At 59.9% G+C, this 20,418-nt stretch carries 14 protein-coding genes; 9 read left to right on the top strand and 5 right to left on the bottom strand.

Annotated features, from left to right (window positions below; translation table 11 throughout):
• Positions 1-94 precede the first annotated feature (94 nt).
• From MMS95_RS21845 to serS, 4 genes are all read left to right on the top strand, one after another.
• The gene (locus tag MMS95_RS21845; RefSeq protein WP_242142270.1) at positions 95-3,814 is read left to right on the top strand and encodes a DNA translocase FtsK 4TM domain-containing protein; all 3,720 of its coding nucleotides are present in this window, start codon (positions 95-97) and stop codon (positions 3,812-3,814) included.
• Between the two features lie 198 nt (positions 3,815-4,012).
• On the top strand, positions 4,013-4,624 hold the full coding sequence (lolA, locus tag MMS95_RS21840) for an outer membrane lipoprotein chaperone LolA (protein WP_015377319.1): 612 nt from the start codon (positions 4,013-4,015) through the stop codon (positions 4,622-4,624).
• Positions 4,625-4,691: 67 nt separating this feature from the next.
• Positions 4,692-5,978, top strand: coding sequence for a replication-associated recombination protein A (locus MMS95_RS21835; protein WP_048324917.1), 1,287 nt, complete (start codon positions 4,692-4,694; stop codon positions 5,976-5,978).
• Positions 5,979-6,087: 109 nt separating this feature from the next.
• The gene (gene serS, locus MMS95_RS21830) at positions 6,088-7,380 is read left to right on the top strand and encodes a serine--tRNA ligase (protein WP_156865428.1); all 1,293 of its coding nucleotides are present in this window, start codon (positions 6,088-6,090) and stop codon (positions 7,378-7,380) included.
• Positions 7,381-7,433: 53 nt separating this feature from the next.
• Here serS and MMS95_RS21825 read toward each other — a convergent pair whose 3' ends face one another.
• The gene (locus tag MMS95_RS21825; protein WP_156865430.1) at positions 7,434-7,799 is read right to left on the bottom strand and encodes a DUF1801 domain-containing protein; all 366 of its coding nucleotides are present in this window, start codon (positions 7,797-7,799) and stop codon (positions 7,434-7,436) included.
• A gap of 163 nt (positions 7,800-7,962) precedes the next feature.
• Here MMS95_RS21825 and MMS95_RS21820 point away from each other — a divergent pair, with 163 nt between their 5' ends.
• Positions 7,963-9,114 (top strand): MFS transporter, encoded by a 1,152-nt coding sequence (locus MMS95_RS21820; RefSeq protein WP_085336387.1) that lies wholly within the window; start codon positions 7,963-7,965, stop codon positions 9,112-9,114.
• 49 nt (positions 9,115-9,163) lie between these two features.
• On the opposite strand, the gene pflA is transcribed toward MMS95_RS21820, so the two are convergent.
• The 4 genes from pflA to ycaO all read right to left on the bottom strand — a co-directional run bounded on the left by pflA (position 9,164) and on the right by ycaO (position 15,608).
• On the bottom strand, positions 9,164-9,904 hold the full coding sequence (gene pflA, locus MMS95_RS21815) for a pyruvate formate lyase 1-activating protein (protein WP_015377324.1): 741 nt from the start codon (positions 9,902-9,904) through the stop codon (positions 9,164-9,166).
• A 281-nt stretch (positions 9,905-10,185) separates the two neighbouring features.
• On the bottom strand, positions 10,186-12,468 hold the full coding sequence (gene pflB, locus MMS95_RS21810) for a formate C-acetyltransferase (RefSeq protein WP_033633448.1): 2,283 nt from the start codon (positions 12,466-12,468) through the stop codon (positions 10,186-10,188).
• 54 nt (positions 12,469-12,522) lie between these two features.
• On the bottom strand, positions 12,523-13,383 hold the full coding sequence (focA, locus tag MMS95_RS21805) for a formate transporter FocA (protein WP_004928284.1): 861 nt from the start codon (positions 13,381-13,383) through the stop codon (positions 12,523-12,525).
• Positions 13,384-13,844: 461 nt separating this feature from the next.
• Positions 13,845-15,608: a 30S ribosomal protein S12 methylthiotransferase accessory factor YcaO gene (gene ycaO / locus MMS95_RS21800; protein ID WP_004928282.1), complete on the bottom strand. Its 1,764-nt coding sequence runs from the start codon at positions 15,606-15,608 to the stop codon at positions 13,845-13,847.
• 148 nt (positions 15,609-15,756) lie between these two features.
• On the opposite strand from ycaO, the gene ansB reads away from it, so the two are divergent.
• From ansB to cmk, 4 genes are all read left to right on the top strand, one after another.
• Positions 15,757-16,803, top strand: coding sequence for an L-asparaginase 2 (ansB, locus tag MMS95_RS21795; protein ID WP_021504333.1), 1,047 nt, complete (start codon positions 15,757-15,759; stop codon positions 16,801-16,803).
• Between the two features lie 302 nt (positions 16,804-17,105).
• The gene (gene serC / locus MMS95_RS21790) at positions 17,106-18,191 is read left to right on the top strand and encodes a 3-phosphoserine/phosphohydroxythreonine transaminase (RefSeq protein WP_049278198.1); all 1,086 of its coding nucleotides are present in this window, start codon (positions 17,106-17,108) and stop codon (positions 18,189-18,191) included.
• Positions 18,192-18,305: 114 nt separating this feature from the next.
• Positions 18,306-19,592, top strand: coding sequence for a 3-phosphoshikimate 1-carboxyvinyltransferase (gene aroA / locus MMS95_RS21785; RefSeq protein WP_048322730.1), 1,287 nt, complete (start codon positions 18,306-18,308; stop codon positions 19,590-19,592).
• Between the two features lie 259 nt (positions 19,593-19,851).
• The coding region (gene cmk / locus MMS95_RS21780) for a (d)CMP kinase (RefSeq protein ID WP_242142268.1) at positions 19,852-20,418 on the top strand (567 nt) is incomplete at its 3' end.

Below are 20,418 nucleotides of genomic sequence, written 5' to 3'. Positions count from 1 at the left end.
TGGTTACACTCCTGTTTATTCATACAGTTTCGGCGCCGGGGCAGTTTCTCGGCGCTGTTGCTATGTCAGCTAACAGGAACCTGGAGAGCCTTTCTTGAGCCAGGAATATACAGAAGATAAAGAAGTTACCCTGAAAAGACTCAGCAGTGGCCGGCGTTTGCTGGAAGCTGTGCTTATCGTGGTAGCGATTTTTGCCGTTTACCTCATGGCTGCGTTGGTCAGTTTCAATCCGTCTGACCCAAGCTGGTCGCAGACCGCGTGGCATGAGCCGATTCACAATCTGGGCGGCGGTGTCGGGGCCTGGTTGGCCGATACGCTGTTCTTCACCTTCGGGGTGCTCGCCTACGCGATACCGCCGATCATGCTGGTCCTGTGCTGGGCGGCTTATCGCCAACGCAGCAACAGAGACTACATCGACTATTTCGCGCTTTCCCTGCGCCTGATCGGCACCCTGGCGTTAGTGCTCACCTCCTGCGGGCTGGCGGCGCTGAACGTCGACGATCTCTATTACTTCGCTTCCGGCGGCGTGATCGGCAGCCTGCTGAGCAACGCCATGTTGCCGTGGTTCAACGGCATCGGCGCTACGCTGGCGCTGCTGTGCGTATGGGCGGCGGGGTTGACGCTGTTTACCGGCTGGTCTTGGCTGGTGATCGCCGAGAAGATCGGCGGGGCGGTGCTGGGCGTCGCGACGGTGATGACCAATCGCTCACGTCGCGAAGAGCGCTATTTTGAGGATGACGAGCGTTACGTCGACGACGAGCCTGAGCAGGCAGAGAAGGGCGCCGCCGCAGCGGTTGCCGCGACCGCCGCCGGAGCCGCGGCCGCCGATGACGACGTGCTGTTCTCCGCGCCTTCGGTCACCGAAAGCGCCAAAGCGGCGGCAGAAGACGCCGCCGATCCGTTGCTCAGCGGCCTGCGCGCCGACGATGGCGAGCTTGAAGCAGAAGCCGCATCCATCGCGCCGGTGGCTTCGCCTGCACCGGCGGTGAAGGCTGAGATCCACGAGCCCGTTGCAGCGCCGATCGCCACACAGGCGCCGTCGGTAACGGTGGCGCCGGCCGCGCCGACCTCGGTCAATCAGCACCCGGTGAGCGCCCCGGCGCAAGACGCTACGCCGCCGCTGTATTCCTTCGAGATCCCGGAAGAAACGCCTGCGCCTAAGGCGACGCGTCCTGTCGATCCTTATCAGGATGACGATGAGCCGCGCCTCGGCAACTGGCAAGAGCCGGCCGCACCGCAGCCGCCGGCGCGTTCTCCCTTTGATTTTACCGCCGCACAGCGTGACAGCGTCGACATCGGCAGTTCGAGCGGTTTCAGCGCCACCGGCGCCAAACCGCAGCCGGATACGGCGGCAGCCGCTGCTGCTGCAGGTGCCGCGGCGGCGACCTTTATGCCGGCCTTTACGGCGACCAGCGACGGCAATCCGCAGGTTAAGCAGGGCATCGGCCCTGAACTGCCGCGGCCGAATCCGGTGCGCATCCCGACCCGTCGCGAACTGGCTTCCTACGGCATCAAGCTGCCTTCGCAGCGTGCGGCCGAACAGGAGCAGCGCCAGACAGAGGTAGAGCCTCAGCAGCCGGCGGCGGTGAACCCGCAGGAAGAAGAGGCGCTACAGGAAGCCGCGCTGCGTCAGGCGTTTGCCGAGCAGCAAAGCCAGCGCTATGGCGAAAGCTACGCGTCTGAGCAACAAGATGACGAGAGCGCATTGCAGGAAGCCGAGCTGAGCAAGGCGTTTGCCGAGCAGCAGCACCAACGCTACGGCGAAGGCTATCAACAGGACGACGAAGAGGCGCAGCAAGAGGCCGCGCTGCGCCAGGCGTTTGCCGAGCAGCAGCAGGCGCGCTACGGCCAGCAAGCATCTGCTCCGCAGGTGCCGGCCGCCAGCCCGATCGATACCCGCAATGCTTTCAGCTTCTCGCCGATGGCGGATCTGGTGGACGATGGCCCGAGCGAGCCGATGTTCACGCTGTCCCCGCAGCTTGAAGAGCGCATTGAACAGCAAAGCGAGCAAGAGGACGATGTGCCATTCGGTCAGTTTGAGCCTGTGGCACCTGCGGCTCAACCTCAGCAATCGCATCAGCCGCCTCAACAATACCAACAGCCGCCTCAACAATACCAACAGCCGCAGCAACAGCAGCATCAACAGCCGTCGCAGCAACAACAGTATCAACAGCCGTCGCAGCAGCAATATCAGCAGCCGCAGCAACAGCAATATCAACAGCCGTCGCAGCAGCAGCCTCAGCAAGCTCAGGCAGAGCAACATCCGGCGATGGACAGCCTGATTCACCCGTTCCTGATGCGCAACGATCAGCCGCTGCAGAAGCCGACCACGCCGCTGCCGACGCTGGATCTGTTGACCGAAGCGCCGAAAGAGGTGGAGCCGGTCGATTCCTTCGCGCTGGAACAGAAGGCGCGCCTGGTGGAGGCCAGCCTGGCCGATTACCGAGTGAAAGCCGACGTGGTGGACATCCTGCCGGGGCCGGTCATCACCCGCTTCGAGCTGGATCTGGCGCCGGGCGTTAAAGCGGCGCGCATTTCCAACCTGTCGCGCGATCTGGCGCGCTCGCTGTCGACTTCGGCGGTGCGCGTGGTGGAAGTGATCCCCGGCAAGCCTTATGTCGGTCTGGAGCTGCCGAACGCCAAACGGCAAACGGTGTATCTGCGTGAAGTGCTGGATTGCCCGGCTTTCCGTGACAATCCGTCGCCGCTGTCCATCGTATTGGGTAAAGACATCTCCGGCGAACCGGTCGTGGCCGATCTGGGCAAAATGCCGCACTTGCTGGTCGCCGGTACCACTGGTTCCGGTAAGTCGGTCGGGGTCAACGCCATGATCCTGAGCATCTTGTATAAGGCCACGCCGAAAGAAGTGCGCTTTATCATGATCGACCCGAAAATGCTGGAACTGTCGGTTTACGAAGGCATTCCACACCTGTTGACCGACGTGGTCACCGACATGAAAGACGCCGCCAACGCGCTGCGCTGGTGCGTGGGTGAAATGGAACGCCGCTACAAGCTGATGTCTGCCCTGGGCGTGCGTAACCTGGCTGGCTACAACGAGCGCGTCGATCAGGCCGAAGCGATGGGGCGTCCGATCCCGGATCCATTCTGGAAGCCGACCGACAGCATGGACATCACGCCGCCGGTGCTGGAGAAAGAGCCGTACATCGTGGTGATGGTCGACGAATTCGCCGATCTGATCATGACGGTGGGCAAGAAGGTCGAAGAGTTGATCGCTCGCCTGGCGCAAAAAGCGCGTGCGGCGGGTATCCACCTGGTGCTGGCGACTCAGCGTCCGTCGGTGGATGTGATCACGGGTCTTATCAAGGCCAACATCCCGACGCGTATCGCCTTTACCGTGTCGAGCAAGATCGACTCTCGCACCATCCTCGATCAGGGGGGCGCCGAGTCCTTGCTGGGCATGGGGGACATGCTCTATCTGGCGCCGAACTCCTCAATCCCGGTGCGCGTACATGGCGCATTCGTGCGCGATCAGGAAGTGCACGCGGTGGTCAAGGATTGGAAAGCGCGCGAGCGGCCCCAATATAAAGAGGGCATTCTCAGCGGCGGTGAAGACGGCGAGGGCGGTGCCGGCGGCGGCATGGACGGTGACGAAGAGCTGGATCCGCTGTTTGACCAGGCGGTGGATTTCGTGGTGGATAAACGCCGCGCCTCCATCTCCGGCGTACAGCGCCAGTTCCGTATCGGCTACAACCGCGCGGCGCGCATCATCGAACAGATGGAGGCGCAGGGCATCGTCAGTGAGCAGGGGCATAACGGCAACCGCGAGGTGCTGGCGCCGCCGCGGCACGATTGATGGTCGTTTAGCCATTGCAATTCAATAAGAAAGGGCCGCTTAAGCGGCCCTTGTGCAAAGAAGCGTAAACCCGTTTCTTCTCGGAACATTGGCCTACCGGCCGATCGCCGGCTTCAGGTAAAGTAACGGGAGTAAAGGGTTGATTGACCCGCACGGCGTCGCCCTGCGGTTAACGCATTTCATAAGGTATCTGGAATAATGAAAAAACTGTTAGTTGCCTGCTGTCTGCTCTCGGGATTCGCTTCTACCTCCGTGCTGGCCGATGCCGCACAGGATCTGCAAAGTCGCCTGGCGAAGGTGAACAGTTTCCACGCCAGCTTCTCGCAAACCGTGACCAGCGCCGAAGGCGCCGCGGTGCAACAGGGTGAAGGCGAGCTGTGGGTGAAGCGGCCGAACCTGTTCAACTGGCACATGACCTCACCCGATGAGAGCGTGCTGGTCTCCGATGGCCAAACCCTGTGGTTTTACAACCCGTTCGTCGAGCAGGTGACGGCGACCTGGTTGAAGAACGCCACCGGCAATACGCCGTTTATGCTGATCACCCGCAATAATGCCAGCGACTGGAAACAGTACAACGTGAAGCAAAAGGGCGATGATTTCGAATTAACGCCAAAATCCGCCAGCGGCAACCTGAAGCAATTCGCCATCAGCGTGACCAACAGCGGCACCATCCGCAGCTTCGCCGCGGTGGAGCAGGATGGCCAGCGTAGTGCTTATACGCTGAAAAGCCAGCAGAACGTCGCCGCCGATCCGGCCAAATTCAAATTTACCCCGCCGAAGGGGGTGACGCTGGACGACCAGCGCCAGTGAGGTGCAAGTGAGTAATAATCTGTCGCTCGATTTTTCCCAGAACGAGTTCCAGCCGTTGGCCGCGCGCATGCGGCCGACCACGCTGGCGCAGTATATCGGCCAGCAACACCTGCTGGCCGCCGGCAAGCCGCTGCCGCGCGCCATTGAGGCCGGGCAGCTGCACTCGATGATTTTATGGGGGCCGCCGGGCACCGGGAAGACGACGCTGGCAGAGCTGATCGGCCGTTATGGTCAGGCGGACGTCGAACGGATATCCGCCGTGACCTCCGGCATCAAGGAGATCCGCGAGGCGATCGAACGGGCGCGGCAAAACCGCGACGCCGGCCGCCGCACTATTCTGTTCGTCGATGAAGTGCACCGCTTCAACAAAAGTCAGCAGGACGCTTTCCTGCCGCATATCGAAGACGGCACCATCACCTTTATCGGCGCCACCACCGAAAACCCGTCGTTCGAACTGAACTCGGCGCTGCTGTCGCGCGCCCGCGTGTATCTGCTTAAGGCACTGACCGCCGAAGATATCGGCCAGGTGCTGGATCAGGCGATGAGCGACAAGGCGCGCGGCTTTGGCGATCAGAACGTCGAGCTGCCGGCGGAAACGCGCCGCCTGCTGTCGGAGTTGGTGGGCGGCGATGCGCGCCGGGCGTTGAACAGCCTGGAAATGATGGCGGACATGGCGGAGATCGACGCCAAAGGCGTGCGGGTGCTGACGCCGCAGCTGCTGAAAGAGGTGTCGGGCGAGCGCAGCGCGCGCTTCGACAACAAGGGCGACCGTTATTACGACCTGATTTCCGCGCTGCATAAATCGGTGCGCGGTTCGGCGCCGGACGCCGCGCTGTATTGGTATGCGCGCATCATTACCGCCGGCGGCGATCCGCTCTATGTGGCGCGCCGTCTGTTGGCGATCGCCTCTGAAGACGTGGGCAACGCCGATCCGCGCGGCATGCAGGTGGCGATCGCCGCCTGGGATTGCTTCACCCGCGTGGGGCCGGCGGAGGGCGAGCGCGCCATCGCGCAGGCGATTGTTTACCTGGCCTGCGCGCCGAAGAGCAACGCGGTTTACACCGCGTTCAAGGCCGCCATGCGTGACGCCAAAGAGCAGGCCGATTATGACGTGCCGGAGCATTTGCGCAACGCGCCGACCAAGCTGATGAAGGAGATGGGGCTGGGGGCGGAGTACCGTTACGCCCACGACGAACCCAACGCCTACGCCGCCGGTGAGAACTACTTCCCGCCCGAAATGGCCCATACGCGCTACTACCAACCGACCTCGCGCGGGCTGGAAGGGAAAATCGGCGAAAAGTTGGCATGGCTGGCTGAGCAGGATCAAAATAGCCCGACAAAACGCTACCGCTAGCGTGGCCGTTGCGGTAAGGTTAGCGGGTATCACTCTTCTTTTATGCGGCTATAAATCAGCCGCATAGAACAACAACACTTCTTTCAATAACAACAAGCACAGGATTAGCATGCTCGATCCCAATCTGCTGCGTAATGAGCTAGACGCAGTCGCCGTCAAACTGGCTCGCCGAGGCTTTAAACTCGATCTGGATCTGCTGCGTTCGCAGGAAGAACGCCGCAAAGTTCTGCAGGTAGAAACTGAAACGCTGCAAGCGGAACGCAACTCCCGATCGAAATCCATCGGCGCGGCCAAAGCGCGTGGGGAAGACATCGAGCCGCTGCGTCGCGAAGTGAACGAGCTGGGTGACAAGCTGGATGCCGCCAAGGCGGCGCTGGATGCGCTGCAGAGCGAGATCCGCGATTACGCTCTGACGCTGCCTAACCTGCCGGACGACGCGGTGCCGGATGGTAAAGACGACAGCGAAAACCTGGAAGTCACCCGCTGGGGCGAACCGCGCCAATACGACTTCGCGGTGCGTGATCATGTCGATCTGGGCGAAATGGCCGGCGGGCTGGATTTTGCCGCCGCAGTTAAGCTGACCGGTTCACGCTTCGTGGTGATGAAAGGGCAAATCGCCCGCATGCACCGCGCGCTGTCCCAGTTCATGCTGGATCTGCACACCGAGCAGCATGGCTACCTGGAGGCCTACGTGCCTTATCTGGTCAACCACGCCACGCTGTATGGCACCGGCCAGCTGCCGAAGTTCGGCGAAGATCTGTTCCATACCCGCCCGCTGGAAGAAGAAGCCGACAGCAGCAACTACGCGTTGATCCCAACGGCGGAAGTGCCGCTGACCAACCTGGTGCGCGACGAGATCGTGGAAGAGGAATCTCTGCCGCTGAAGATGACCGCACACACGCCATGCTTCCGTGCGGAAGCCGGTTCTTACGGCCGCGACACCCGTGGTTTGATCCGTATGCACCAGTTCGACAAGGTTGAAATGGTGCAGATCGTCCGTCCGGAAGATTCGATGGATGCCCTGGAAGAGCTGACCGGCCACGCGGAAAAAGTGCTGCAGCTGCTGAACCTGCCTTACCGCAAGGTGCTGCTGTGCACCGGCGACATGGGCTTCGGCGCCTGCAAGACCTACGATCTGGAAGTGTGGCTGCCGGCGCAGAACACCTACCGCGAGATCTCGTCCTGCTCCAACATGTGGGACTTCCAGGCGCGTCGCATGCAGGCGCGCTGCCGCAGCAAGGCCGACAAGAAACCGCGTCTGGTCCACTCGCTGAATGGTTCCGGCCTGGCGGTTGGCCGTACCCTGGTGGCGGTGCTGGAGAACTACCAGCAGGCCGACGGCCGTATTCAGGTGCCTGAAGTGCTGCGCCCTTATATGGGCGGCCTGGAATATATCGGCTGAACAGCCAATCACTAGAAAAAAGCGCCTGCGGGCGCTTTTTTTATGTCGAGAATTCAGCCTTTCGCCAGCGTATAAGCCTGTTTAATGTAGTCGGCCAGATGCTTGCTTTTCACTTCGGCGGGCGAGTGGAGCTTGATGTGCCGCCGATATTGGCCGCTGCCCTCGAGCTGGTGATAACGATCTTCCAGGAGGTAGCCCTGGCCGAATTCCACCGTGACGTGATTGCGGTAGGCGAAAACGCCGCAGAAAAATTGGCTATGTGAGAACATGATGCCGCCGTATTTAACCGACTCGGTGACGCCACTGCCGCTCGCCGCGGCGACCCGGCGCACCTGTTGTACGATCTCCAGCAGCTCGCCGTGCGTGCTGCCGATGTCCGCCAGCAAGGTCTCGACCGCCGCATTATTTGCCTGACTCATCTTGCTTCTCCGTCGTGAAATCCGCTCTGCGCTGAGCATAACGCTTTTTCGGTCGTTTGGTCGGAAACAAATCGTGCGCTGGAATGATAAGAGGCGATTGACTTTTTTATCGCCAGTGGCATGATGCGCGCACTCTCATTGCGCGTTCGGTCACAATTTCACTATGTCCGCATACTCCCGCCCAGTGCTCCTGTTGCTCTGCGGCCTGTTGTTGCTCACGGTATCCATTGCCGTTTTGAATACGTTAGTGCCTCTTTGGTTAACCCATGCTCAGCTGTCGACCTGGCAAGTGGGAATGGTCAGCTCCTCCTATTTCAGCGGCAACCTGTTGGGCACGTTGGTGGCGGGCAAACTGATCCAGCGCGTCGGCTTCACCCGCAGCTACCATCTCTCCTGTTTGTTGTTCGCCGCCGCGACCGCCGGCATGGTGCTGTCGATCGATTTCTGGAGCTGGCTGGGCTGGCGCTTCTTCGCCGGCGTCGGTTGCGCCTGGATTTGGGTGATTGTGGAAAGCGCGCTGCTGCGCAGCGGTAATCTCAGCAACCGCGGCCAGCTGCTGGCGGCCTATATGATTGTCTATTACCTCGGGACGGTGACCGGCCAATTGCTGTTGAGCATGACCTCGACCGAATTGCTGCACGTGGTGCCGTGGGTGACCGCCATCGTGATCAGCGCCATGCTGCCGATGCTGTTCGCGCGGGTCAACCGCCATGAAGACGAGCCGCAGCAGGCGGCGGTGTGGTCGATGCTGAGACGCCGCAGCGCGCGCCTCGGCATCAATGGCTGCATCATCTCCGGCATCGTGCTCGGTTCGCTGTACGGCCTGATGCCGCTGTATCTCTCCCATCAGGGCATGAGCGATGCCAACGTCGGCTACTGGATGGCGCTGCTGGTCAGCTCCGGCATCGTCGGCCAATGGCCAGTCGGGCGCCTGGCCGATCGTTACGGGCGCCTGCTGGTGCTGCGCATTCAGGTGTTCGTGGTGATCCTCGCCAGCGTGGCGATGCTCGGCAACTACGCCATGGCGCCTTCGCTGTTCATCCTCGGCTGCGCCGGCTTTACCCTGTATCCGGTGGCGATGTCCTGGGCCTGTGAGAAGGCGATGCCGCACGAGCTGGTGGCGATGAACCAGGCGCTGCTGATGAGTTACACCATCGGCAGCCTGCTGGGCCCATCGATGACGGCGCTGCTGATGCAGAACTACTCTGACCGCGTACTGTTCGTGATGATCGCCGCCGTGGCGCTGGTTTACCTGCTGATGCTGCTGAAGAAGCAGAAACCGGATCGCCACCATACGCCGTTCGCCGCCGCCTGAGCATAAAAAAACCGGCCATGAGCCGGTTTTTTCTTGTGGCGCGCGCCAATCAGTAGATCACTTTGTGGCCGTAGCTTTCCAGGATGCCTTTGACGCGATCCATGGTCTCGGCCTTCGGCGGATGAACGCCGTCCAGCTTGTACTCTTCCCCCATCGCCACCCATTTGTGCTTGCCCAGTTCGTGGTAGGGCAGCAGCTCGATTTTCTCGATGTTGGTCATGTCTTTGGTGAACTCGCCCAACAGATGCGCCGATTTGTCGTCGTCTGACCAACCCGGCACCACCACGTAGCGGATCCAGGTGCGCTGGTTGCGTTTCGCCAGGTAGCGGGCGAATTCCAGCGTGCGATGGTTGGAGACGCCGACCAGATTCTGATGGATCTCATCGTTCATCTGTTTCAGATCCAGCATCACCAGATCGGTGGTGTCCAGCAGCTCGTCGATCACCGGATCGTAGCGGCGCACGAAGCCGTTGGTATCCAGGCAGGTATTGATGCCTTCGGCATGGCAGGCGCGGAACCAGTCGCGCACGAATTCAGCCTGCAGGATCGCTTCGCCGCCGGATGCGGTCACGCCGCCGCCAGAGGCATTCATGAAGTGGCGGTAGGCCACCGCGTCTTTCATCAGCTCTTCGACGGTCACTTCTTTGCCGCCGTGGGTATCCCAGGTGTCGCGGTTATGGCAATAGAGGCAGCGCATCAGGCAGCCCTGGAAGAAGACGATAAAGCGGATCCCTGGCCCGTCGACGGTGCCGCAGGATTCGAAGGAGTGGATGCGACCAGTTACTGACATTGCGGGTTTTTCTCCAATATTGACTGTCAAACGCAGTCTAAAAATAGGCGCGTGGCCGCCGGCCAGGTATCTGCGATGCAGTGGCGGGGTGAGCCCGCCACCGGGGGTAATGATGCCTGTCGGCCGGTCAGTTGCCGGATAACTGTTTTGCCGGCTATCCATTCAGTATAGATGTCCGGCAAAACAGACTCGTACAGAGTCAGGGGAGAGCGGTGGGAGAAAAGGGCCGGCAGAACCGGCCCTGACGTTGCTACCAGGCGGTTTCCCGCCCGGCTGGCGCATTACATCGTTTGAGTGAAGGTACGAGTAATGACGTCCTGCTGTTGCTCTTTGGTCAGCGAGTTGAAGCGCACGGCGTAACCGGAGACGCGGATGGTCAGCTGAGGGTATTTCTCAGGGTTTTCCATCGCGTCCAACAGCATTTCGCGGTTCATTACGTTGACGTTCAGGTGCTGGCCGCCTTCGATGGAGGCTTCATGGTGGAAGTAGCCATCCATCAGGCCCGCCAGGTTGGCTTTACGCACGTCGTCGTCTTTACCCAGCGCGTTAGGCACGATGGAGAAGGTGTAGGAGATCCCGTCTTTCGCGTAGGCAAACGGAAGTTTGGCTACCGAGGTCAGGGAGGCTACTGCGCCTTTCTGGTCGCGGCCGTGCATCGGGTTGGCGCCTGGGCCGAACGGTGCGCCGGCGCGGCGGCCATCCGGGGTGTTACCGGTTTTCTTACCGTACACCACGTTGGAGGTGATGGTCAGTACGGACTGGGTCGGTACCGCGTTGCGGTAGGTGCGCAGTTTCTGAATTTTCTTCATGAAACGTTCCACCAGGTCGCAGGCGATGTCATCGACGCGGGCGTCGTTGTTACCGAACTGCGGATACTCGCCTTCCACTTTGAAGTCGATAGCCAGGCCGTCTTCGTCGCGAATGGTGGTGACTTTCGCGTACTTGATGGCGGACAGGGAGTCGGCCGCCACGGACAGACCGGCGATGCCGCAAGCCATGGTGCGATAAACGTCACGGTCATGCAGCGCCATCAGCGCAGCTTCGTAGCTGTACTTGTCGTGCATGTAGTGAATGATGTTCAGCGCGGTCACGTACTGCTTGGCCAGCCAATCCATAAAGTGGTCCATGCGCGCCATGACTTTGTCATAGTCCAGCACTTCGTCCATCATCGGCGCTTCTTTCGGGCCGACCTGCAGTTTCAGTTTTTCGTCAACGCCGCCGTTGATGGCGTACAGCATGGTTTTCGCCAGGTTGGCGCGGGCGCCGAAGAACTGCATTTGTTTGCCGACGATCATCGGGCTGACGCAGCAAGCGATGGCATAGTCATCGTTGTTGAAGTCAGGGCGCATCAGGTCGTCGTTTTCGTACTGTACGGAAGAGGTGTCGATGGACACTTTCGCCGCGAATTTCTTGAAGTTCAGCGGCAGCTTCTCAGACCACAGGATGGTCATGTTCGGTTCCGGAGACGGCCCCATGGTGTACAGGGTATTCAGGAAGCGGAAGCTGTTTTTGGTGACCAGGGTACGGCCGTCGACGCCCATACCGGCCAGGGACTCAGTCGCCCAGATTGGGTCGCCGGAGAACAGCTCATCGTACTCAGGGGTACGCAGGAAGCGCACCATACGCAGTTTCATCACCAGGTGGTCGATCAGCTCCTGCGCTTGTTCTTCGGTCAGTTTGCCCGCCTTGATGTCGCGCTCGATGAACACGTCGAGGAAGGTGGACACGCGGCCGAAGGACATGGCGGCGCCGTTCTGGGATTTCACCGCGGCCAGGTAGCCGAAGTAGGTCCACTGCACCGCTTCTTGCGCGCTGGTGGCCGGGCCGGAGATGTCGTAACCGTATTTGGCGGCCATCTCTTTGATCTGAGCCAGAGCGCGATGCTGTTCAGCGATCTCTTCGCGCAGCTGGATGGTCATTTCCAGGTCTTCGCCGTTTTCCAGTTTTTCCTGCAGCGATTTGAACTGGTTCAGCTTGTCGGCCATCAGGAAGTCGATACCGTACAGCGCCACGCGGCGGTAGTCGCCGATGATGCGGCCGCGGCCGTAGGCGTCCGGCAGACCGGTCAGCACGCCGGATTTACGGCAGTTCAGGATGTCTTTGGTGTAAACGTCGAATACGCCCTGGTTGTGGGTTTTGCGGTATTCGGTGAACACTTTTTTCAGCTGCGGATCCAGTTCGCGGCCGTACACTTTGCACGAACCTTCGACCATTTTGATGCCGCCGAACGGGATCAGCGCGCGTTTCAGAGGGGCGTCGGTCTGCAGACCCACGATGGTTTCCAGCTCTTTGGCGATGTAACCCGCGTCGTGAGAAACGATGGTTGAAGCAACGTTGGTGTCGAAATCAACCGGCGCATGAGTGCGGTTTTCCAGTTTGATCCCTTCCATAACCTTGTCCCACAAGGTGGTGGTGGCTTGAGTAGCACCAGCCAGGAAGGATTCGTCACCCTCATAAGGCGTGTAGTTTTTCTGGATGAAGTCACGAACGTTGACTTCATTCTGCCAGTCACCCTTGCTGAAACCTTCCCAAGCGTTGGCTAATTTCTCGTTAAGTTCGGTCATTGTACACCTACCTTTGATTGTGGATTTCTAACTCTGCGCGCGGTTACTCACAGCTTAGTGCTGCTCGCGGCCCCCGCGCAGATAAATTACCCAGTAAGTCAACCCAACCAGCAGACCACCGCCGATGATGTTACCGAGGGTGACCGGAATCAGGTTGTCGATGATGAAGTTGCTTACTGTCAGATGAGCGAATTGCTCAGGTACCGCCCCTACGGCTTGCCAGAATTCCGGCGTGGCGAAGTGTTTGACCACGATGCCCATAGGGATCATAAACATGTTGGCGATGCTGTGCTCGAAACCGCTGGCGACAAACATCCCGACCGGCAGCACCATGGCGAGCATCTTGTCGGTCAGGGTGCGGCCGGAGTAGCTCATCCAGACCGCCAGGCAGACCATCAGGTTGGCCAGAATGCCGAGGCACACGGCTTCGATGAAGGTGTGATGCAGCTTGTGGTCTGCGGTTTGCAGAACATTCAGGCCCCACTGGCCGTTGGCGACCATATACTCGCCGGAGAACCAGATCAGCGCCACGAAGAACAGCGCGCCGACCAGGTTGCCGAGATAAACGTTCAGCCAGTTGGCGCCCAGCTGGCCCCAGCTGATGCGGCCGCTGGCCTTGGCGATGACGATAAGCACGGTAGAGGTGAACAGGTCGGCGCCCGACACCACCACCAGCATTAACCCGAGAGAGAAGCAGATGCCGCCGACCAGTTTCGCCAGCCCGAAAGGCACGCCGGCGGTGCCGGTGGTCGCCGTGATGTAGAAGACGAAGGCGATGGAAATGAAGACACCGGCGGTGATCGCCAAATAAAACGTTTTCAGCGGATGTTTGGTGGCTTTATACACGCCGGCATCTTCAGCGATTTTCGCCGTTGCCGCAGGTAAAATCAGATCGAAGGGGCTGTCAGTTTTCAAACTAACTCTCGCTCTTAAGGGTTAAAACAACGCAATGAGATACTAGCAAAGCAGTATAGGGGAAAATTTGATTTGGATCATAAGGCGGGGAAGTAGAGCGGTGAAATGACGTGTTTTTTGTGTGGTTTTTATAGTTAATTTATTGATTTTTAATAAAAAACAATTTTTTAATGTTTGCAAATTTTTTTGAATCCACCGAGTGGTCGGCGTGGAGTAAAGTTAAATTTTTAGGCGTTTTGTCGCCGCGCGGCGCTGAAAGTTTAATTATCGGTTAATTATTATTTCACCGTCCGGCAACAATTGACGGTTTATTTATTTTTATGATCGTTTAACCACCTATTTCCCGGCGAAAAAATAAAACCGAATGCGTTGAAATAAACCGCAAAATTGAAAACGCCGCAACGGAGTGCGGCGTTTGGCAACAGGGGTACTCCCAAAGTGGCAGTATCCCCTGATGATGCTTAGGCCTTGGCCCAGTGGCGGCGTTTGGCCGCCTGCAGTTTCTCGTAAGCCGCCAGCAGCGCCTGATGGGCCGGCAGTGCCTTCAGATCGGCATCGACGGCGAACAGCCCGTTGAAGCGCTCTTCACCGCTGATGGCGGCGGAGGCGGCGTCGACCGCTTCCTGGCCGTACATCTTCACGAACGCGGTATAGTACTGCGCCGCTTCGCGTTCAGGCTCCTGCGCCAGCAGCAGCAGCGTTTGCAGGCAGCGGTAGTAGTTGCTGCGCGCCGGGCTCAGCACCGAGGCGTTGAAGTCCTGCGTCCATTCGGTCCAGATCAGCGCCTGATCCAGATCGCCGCCCGCCAGCGCCAGCATCGACTTCAGCTCGCCCACGCGCAGGGTATACCAGGCGTTGTCTTTGCCGCTGGCAATGCCAAGCAGTTCGCGTACGCGGGTGAAATCGTCCAGCCCTTCGTCGTCCAACTGTTCGATCAGCGCCAGGTATTCTTCCGGCTCCCACTCGCTGCCCGGCAGCGCCAGCAGCGTATCGCGCAGGTGCGCGCCCATGCTGTTGTTAGCCAGCAGCAGGTCTTCCGCCGGGTAGATATCGGACATGCCCGGCACGATGATGCGGCAAGCGTAGACGCCCAGGTGCTCGTAGTCGGCGATGTACACTTCCGCGTCTTCCTTGTCGAAGATGCTCATCAGGGTGGCGAACTCTTCCTGCGTGCTGCCGCTGAAGTTCCAGTCAACGAACGGATAGTCCGCGTCCTGCTTGAACAGATCCCAGGAGATCAGGCCGCTGGAGTCGATGAAGTGCGTTTCCAGGTTGGTGTGTTCCGCCACTTCTTCGTCATCGAAGGTCGGCGCGGTGAACACGTCGAGATCTTTCAGGCTGCGGCCCTGCAGCAGTTCGGTTACCGTGCGCTCCAACGCCACGCCGAAGTCCGGGTGCGCGCCGAATGAAGCGAAGCAGGTGCCGTTGGTCGGGTTGAACAGCACCACGCAGATCACCGGGTAGTTGCCGCCCAGCGAGGCGTCATAGGAGAGGATCGGGAAACCTTCCTCTTCCAACTTGGCGATGGCTTCCACCACGCCCGGGTAGCGGTTCAGCACCTCGTCCGGGATCGCCGGCAGGCTGATGGATTCGGCGATGATGCGGTTTTTCACATAACGCTCGAACACTTCCGACAGGCCCTGCACGCGCGCTTCGTTGGCGGTGTTGCCGGCGGACATGCCGTTGGAAACATACAGGTTGCCGATGATATTCATCGGGATGTACACGGTTTGCTGGTCGGACTGACGGGTAAACGGCAGTGCACACACGCCGCGATCGGCGTTGCCGGACTGCAGATCGACCAGATCGCTGGCGCTCAGCTCTTGCTGCGGATCGTAGAAGGCGTGCAGACGTTCGTCGAGGATGCCGGCCGGCAGCGCGTCGTCTTCAGGGATCGGGAACCATTTCTCATTCGGATAGTGCACGAAGTCGCCTTCGGCGATCTGCTTGCCCAGATAGAAATCGGCGAAGAAGTAGTTGGTGGACAGGCGCTCGAAATATTCACCCAGCGCGGAGGCCAGCGCGGCTTTTTTGCTGGCGCCTTTGCCGTTGGTGAAGCACAGCGGGCAATCGCGATCGCGGATGTGCACCGACCACACGTGCGGCACCGGGTTCAGCCAGGAGGCTTCTTCGATGTTGAAACCGAGATCGCTCAGCTTCTGCTGGAAACGGGAGATGGAGTCTTCCAGGGCGGCGTCTTTACCGGGGATAAAAGTTTGCGTCATTGTCTTCACTTTTTGCGCGTACTAAAAACGCGCAATGATACGGGGTTTTACGCTGGAGCTCCACGTATTCCTAAAGCGGTGGCAAAGTCACAGTTTTTTTAAGGATAAAGACCATAATTCAGCAAGTTATCTGTCACGGAGAAATCTAATGAAATCAGTGAAACTCAGCGCGTTAACCCTCTTGTTGACCGGCGTCAGCGCCTCGGCGCTGGCGCTGCCCAACATCACCCTGCTGGCGACCGGCGGCACTATCGCCGGCGGCGGCGATTCGGCGACGAAATCCAACTATACCGCGGGCAAGCTTGGCGTCGAGGCGTTGGTCGATGCGGTGCCGGCGCTGAAGGATATCGCCAACGTGCAGGGGGAGCAGGTGGTGAACATCGGCTCGCAGGACATGAACGATCAGGTCTGGCTGACGCTGGCGAAGAAAATTGACGCCGACTGCGGCAAAACCGACGGCTTCGTCATCACTCACGGCACCGATACGCTGGAAGAGACGGCCTATTTCCTTGATTTGACGGTGAAATGCGACAAGCCGGTGGTATTGGTGGGGGCGATGCGGCCGGCGACGGCGATGAGCGCCGACGGCCCGTTCAACCTGTATAACGCGGTGGTGACGGCGGCGGATCCGCAATCGGCCAACCGCGGGGTGCTGGTGGCGATGAACGACACCGTGCTGGACGCGCGTGACGTCACCAAGACCAATACCACCGCCGTGCAGACCTTCCAGTCGCCAAACTACGGCCCGCTGGGGTATATCCACAACGGCAAGATCGATTACCAGCGCTCGCCGCAGCGTAAGCATACCCGGGAGACGCCGTTCGACGTCAGCAAGCTGAACGAGCTGCCGAAGGTCGGCATCGTCTACAACTACGCCAACGCCTCCGATGCGCCGGCCAAGGCGCTGATCGCCGAAGGCTATCAGGGCATCGTCAGCGCCGGGGTCGGCAACGGCAACCTGTATAAAACCGTGTTCGACACCCTGGCGACGGCGGCGCACAACGGCGTGGCGGTGGTGCGTTCTTCGCGCGTGCCGACCGGCGCCACCACCGAGGATGCGGAAGTGGACGACGCCAAGTACGGCTTCGTGGCCGCCGGCACGCTGAATCCGCAAAAAGCGCGCATTCTGCTGCAGCTGGCGCTGACGCAAACCAAAGACGCGAAGCAGATCCAGCAGATGTTTAATCAGTACTGATCGTTTCCTCTCCTGCGGGGGCCATCCGGGCTCCCGCAGCCATCTTGGCTGAATACAGCATAAAACACCGCGTTAACCCGCTGAATTTCCCCATGTCACAGGGTTTTATCGTCCAAACAATCGCGACGGCCGCAGAGCCTGTCATCACCCGGCACGGCCGTTTGCCGCCGACGGGCGAATAAGCGTTGCAGCCATGGGGCGTGAGTGATAAAACCGATGGGTTGGTTAACGCGAGCGTTAACTTCGGGCGTCTTTTCGACAGGTCGCTTTTCTGCGGCGAACAGTGAATGTGGTGAGGGGAAATGACTCAGGTTTATAATTTTAGCTCTGGCCCGGCGATGCTGCCGGTGGAAGTGTTGCGTCGTGCGGAACAGGAACTGTGCAACTGGCACGGCCTGGGAACGTCTGTGATGGAGATCAGTCACCGCAGCAAAGAATTCATCGCCGTTGCCGAGCAGGCGGAACAGGATCTGCGCGATCTGCTGAAAGTCCCCTCCAACTATAAAGTGCTGTTTTGCCACGGCGGCGCCCGCGCGCAGTTCGCAGCGCTGCCGCTGAACCTGCTGGGCGACAAGGCCACCGCCGACTATATCGACGGCGGCTATTGGGCGCACAGTGCCATCAAGGAGGCGGAAAAGTATTGCGCCCCGAACGTCATCGACGTGAAAACCCGCATCGACGGCCTGAGCGGCATCACGCCGATGAAAGAGTGGCAACTGAGCAACGACGCGGCTTACGTGCACTATTGCCCGAATGAGACCATCGACGGCGTGGCCATCGATGAAACGCCGGACTTCGGCGACAAAGTGGTGATCGGCGATTACTCCTCGACCATCCTGTCCCGCCCGCTCGACGTCAGCCGCTTCGGCGTGATTTACGCCGGCGCGCAGAAAAATATCGGCCCGGCCGGTCTGACGCTGGTGATCGTGCGTGACGATCTGTTGGGCAAGGCGCGTAAAGAAGTGCCGTCGATCCTCGATTACACCGTGTTGGCCGAGAACGATTCGATGTTCAATACCCCGCCGACCTTCGCCTGGTACCTGTCCGGGCTGGTGTTCAAATGGCTGAAAGAGCAGGGCGGCCTGGTGGAGATGCAAAAACGCAATCAGGCTAAGGCCGAGCTGCTGTACGCGACCATCGATAAATCCGACTTCTACCGCAGCCAGGTTGCCATCGCCAACCGTTCCTGGATGAACGTGCCGTTCCAGCTGGCCGATGCGGCGCTGGACAAGGTGTTCCTCAGCGAAGCCGAGGCTATCGGCCTGCAGGCGCTGAAAGGCCACCGGGTAGTTGGCGGCATGCGCGCTTCTATTTACAATGCCATGCCGCTGGCCGGCGTCCAGGCGCTGACCGACTTCATGGCCGACTTCGAACGTCGTCACGGTTGATTCCGGCAGTCCGCCAGGCGCGGGCGGCCTCAGGCTGTTGTCCTTTTGCATTAAAGCGGCTCCGGCATTATTCCGGAGCCGTTTCGTTTATCAGAATTGGAGAGTTTTGTTCACATGGTGGATTCCCTGACGTTACAACCGGTCGCCCTGGTCAATGGCACCGTCAACTTACCCGGCTCGAAGAGCGTTTCTAACCGCGCTCTGCTGCTGGCGGCGCTGGCGGAGGGAACGACCCGGCTGACCAACCTGCTGGACAGCGACGACGTGCGTCATATGCTGAATGCGCTGCAGGCGTTGGGTGTGAACTACCGGCTTTCCGCCGACCGCACCGTGTGTGAAGTGACCGGCGTGGCCGGGCCGTTGGTGGCCAACCAACCGCTGGAACTGTTCCTCGGCAATGCCGGCACCGCGATGCGCCCACTGGCGGCGGCGCTGTGCCTCGGTGAAGGCGACGTGGTGCTGACCGGGGAACCCCGCATGAAAGAACGCCCGATCGGCCATCTGGTGGACGCGTTGCGCCAGGGCGGGGCGCAGATTGATTACCTCGAACAGACCGATTACCCGCCGATTCGCCTGCGCGGCGGTTTCCTGGGCGGCGACGTCACCGTTGACGGCAGCGTCTCCAGCCAGTTCCTGACCGCGTTGCTGATGACCGCGCCCCTGGCGCCGCAGGATACGCAGATCCACATCAAGGGCGAGCTGGTTTCCAAGCCGTACATCGACATTACGCTGCATCTGATGCGCACCTTCGGCGTATCGGTGAGCCACGACAACTACCGGGTATTCCATATCCAGGGGCGCCAGACGTATATCGCGCCGGGCGATTACCTGGTTGAGGGCGACGCTTCTTCCGCCTCTTACTTCCTGGCGGCGGCGGCGATCAAGGGCGGCACCGTGCGCGTGACCGGCATCGGTCGCAAAAGCGTGCAGGGCGACACCAAGTTTGCCGACGTGCTGGAGAAAATGGGCGCGCGCATCACCTGGGGCGACGATTTCATCGAGTGCAGCCGCGGTGAACTGCGCGGCATCGACATGGACATGAACCACATTCCCGACGCGGCGATGACCATCGCCACCGCAGCGCTGTTCGCAGAGGGGCCGACCACCATCCGCAATATCTACAACTGGCGGGTGAAGGAGACCGACCGTCTGGCGGCGATGGCCACCGAGCTGCGTAAAGTGGGGGCGGAAGTGGACGAAGGCGAAGACTACATTCACGTCGTGCCGCCGGCCAAACTGCAGTTCGCCGAGATCGGCACCTACAACGATCACCGCATGGCAATGTGCTTCTCGCTGGTGGCGCTGTCGGATACGCCGGTCACCATTCTCGATCCGAAATGCACCGCGAAGACCTTCCCGGATTATTTCGAACAGCTGGCGCGCATCAGCCAGCCGGCGTAACCCGTCAAATCGTTTATTTTAAGGCCCCTTTGCGGGCCTTTATCGTTTTTAACCTTTGGCGACCGGCGTTTCTTCTATACTTTTTCGCGGTTGTGCGCTTATTTTCAACAACCGGATAGTTCCAGGGTAACAGATCGCCGTAGGGCAGCGTATAATACGCCACCGTATTTGCCCCTGATTGGGCAGGTGACAGAGCTCACGGGCTTCGAGTCGAAGCACGCCGTGCCTCTGTGAGGTTTTCTACCTGAAGGAGAGAGAAATGACGGCTACAGCCCCGGTGATAACCGTTGATGGACCAAGTGGCGCGGGCAAAGGCACGCTGTGTAAAGCGTTGGCCGAGTCCCTTGGTTGGCGTTTGCTGGACTCCGGCGCGATCTATCGCGTGCTGGCGCTGGCGGCGTTGCATCATCAGGTGGATATCACTTCTGAGGAAGCGCTGGTTCCGCTGGCCGCACATCTCGATGTTCGCTTCGTTGCCCAGGACGGCAAGCTGCAGGTGATTTTGGAAGGTGAGGACGTCAGTAATGAGATCCGCACCGAAACCGTCGGCAACACCGCGTCGCAAGCTGCGGCGTTTCCGCGCGTGCGCGAGGCGTTGCTGCGCCGCCAGCGCGCATTCCGCGAGGCGCCCGGCCTGATTGCCGATGGCCGCGACATGGGCACGGTGGTGTTCCCTGACGCGCCGGTCAAGATTTTCCTCGACGCCAGCTCGGAGGAGCGCGCGCACCGCCGCATGCTGCAGTTGCAGGAGAAAGGCTTTAATGTTAACTTTGAACGTCTTTTAGCCGAGATAAAGGAACGGGACGACCGTGACCGTAATCGGCCT

The organism is Serratia sp. PGPR-27 (assembly GCF_022678525.1).
Taxonomy (GTDB): domain Bacteria; phylum Pseudomonadota; class Gammaproteobacteria; order Enterobacterales; family Enterobacteriaceae; genus Serratia; species Serratia nematodiphila.
This window is presented reverse-complemented; position numbering and strand designations above follow the sequence as displayed.

Coding starts and splice junctions, on each gene's coding strand:
- lolA (WP_015377319.1), top strand. CDS start 4,013: ATGAAAAAACTGTTAGTTGCCTGCTGTCTGCTCTCGGGATTCGCTTCT.
- MMS95_RS21835 (WP_048324917.1), top strand. CDS start 4,692: ATGCGGCCGACCACGCTGGCGCAGTATATCGGCCAGCAACACCTGCTG.
- serS (WP_156865428.1), top strand. CDS start 6,088: ATGCTCGATCCCAATCTGCTGCGTAATGAGCTAGACGCAGTCGCCGTC.
- MMS95_RS21825 (WP_156865430.1), bottom strand. CDS start 7,799: ATGAGTCAGGCAAATAATGCGGCGGTCGAGACCTTGCTGGCGGACATC.
- MMS95_RS21820 (WP_085336387.1), top strand. CDS start 7,963: ATGTCCGCATACTCCCGCCCAGTGCTCCTGTTGCTCTGCGGCCTGTTG.
- pflA (WP_015377324.1), bottom strand. CDS start 9,904: ATGTCAGTAACTGGTCGCATCCACTCCTTCGAATCCTGCGGCACCGTC.
- pflB (WP_033633448.1), bottom strand. CDS start 12,468: ATGACCGAACTTAACGAGAAATTAGCCAACGCTTGGGAAGGTTTCAGC.
- ycaO (WP_004928282.1), bottom strand. CDS start 15,608: ATGACGCAAACTTTTATCCCCGGTAAAGACGCCGCCCTGGAAGACTCC.
- ansB (WP_021504333.1), top strand. CDS start 15,757: ATGAAATCAGTGAAACTCAGCGCGTTAACCCTCTTGTTGACCGGCGTC.
- serC (WP_049278198.1), top strand. CDS start 17,106: ATGACTCAGGTTTATAATTTTAGCTCTGGCCCGGCGATGCTGCCGGTG.
- aroA (WP_048322730.1), top strand. CDS start 18,306: ATGGTGGATTCCCTGACGTTACAACCGGTCGCCCTGGTCAATGGCACC.